The organism is Arthrobacter sp. TS-15 (assembly GCF_006964045.1).
Classification (GTDB): domain Bacteria; phylum Actinomycetota; class Actinomycetes; order Actinomycetales; family Micrococcaceae; genus Arthrobacter.
In genome coordinates this window covers 1-1,348 of record NZ_SDXQ01000138.1, presented here as the reverse complement: position 1 = coordinate 1,348, position 1,348 = coordinate 1, and the positions used below count along the sequence as shown (strand labels likewise).

The 1,348-nt window shown below is 68.1% G+C and carries 1 protein-coding gene; it reads left to right on the top strand.

Features of this window, described 5'->3' with window-relative positions:
• Positions 1-384: 384 nt before the first annotated feature.
• Positions 385-1,348, top strand: a 964-nt coding sequence (locus EU811_RS23350) for a phosphotriesterase family protein (protein WP_142940602.1), incomplete at its 3' end; no start/stop codon positions are given.

Below are 1,348 nucleotides of genomic sequence, written 5' to 3'. Positions count from 1 at the left end.
CTAGTCTCGTGGGCTCGGGTGGTGGAGATCGGCTCGGCTCCCGCCGGTCGGTGAGCCCTTCGGAGCAACTCGCGTACCAGGTTGCGGAGTTCATGCTCGTGGCCCGGTCGACATGATGTCCGGCTCAGCGGTCGACGTGATGTCCGGATCAGCGATCCCGGCCGGACATCACGCCTGCGCACTTCGGCGGCCATGCCGGACATCACGGCTGTGCGAAAGGACTGCGCGCCGACGCGAAAGACGGCGTCCCACGGCCCTGCGAGAGTCGTCACCAGGCCGAACCCGGGACTGTCCTCGGAGCGACGGTTCGACAGCAGCCCACTCCCACCACACCCCGGCCGCCCGCTCGACTGGCGGGTCCCGGGCGAGCATCGAAGGATCCGCATGACCTCGACCCCGCAGGTACAGACTGTCCGCGGCCCCGTGGCGGCAAGTGACCTCGGCGCCGTACTGATGCACGAGCACGTCTTCGTTCTCAGCGAGGAACTCCGGCAGGCCCTTCCGGAGACCTGGGACGAGCAGGAACACATCAGCGACGCGGTGACCCGGCTCAAGGCGCTTGCCGCGACAGGCGTCACCACCATCGTCGACCCCACCGTCGTCGGGCTCGGACGCGATGTCGCACGGGTCGCCCTGGTGAACGAGCAGGTCGACCTCAACATCGTGGCGGCGACCGGGATTTACACACTGGCCGACGTCCCTGACTTCTTCCGGTACCACGGACCGGGCACGATGCTCGGCGGCCCCGAGCGCATGACCGAGCTGTTCGTCCGTGAACTCACCACGGGCATCGCGGACACCGGCATCAGGGCGGGGTTCCTGAAGTGCGCGATCGAGGACCAACTCACCCCGGGTGTGGAGCGGGTGATGCGAGCGGTGGCCCAGGCCCATCTGCGTACCGGCGCTCCGATCACGGTCCACACCAGCGCGAGTACTCGTACGGGACTGGTCGCGCAGGACGTCCTGCGCAGCGAAGGTGTGGACCTCGGGGCGGTCGTCATCGGGCACAGCGGCGACACCGCCGACCTGGACTATCTGCACCAACTCATCGACAACGGCTCGTACGTCGGGATGGACCGCTTCGGCCTCGACATACTCCTGTCCGGCGACCAGCGGGTGGCGACCGTCGCGACGCTCGCGCACGAGGGGTTCGCCGAACGGATGGTCCTGTCGCACGACGCGTCCTGCCACATCGACTGGTTCCCTCCCGGCGTACGGGAGCAGATCGCGCCGAACTGGCACTACACGCACCTGCACGACGAGGTGACTCCGGCGCTGCGCCGTGCAGGCGTCACCGAGGAGCAGCTCACCACCATGCTGGTCGACAATCCCCGCCGGTACTTCAGCC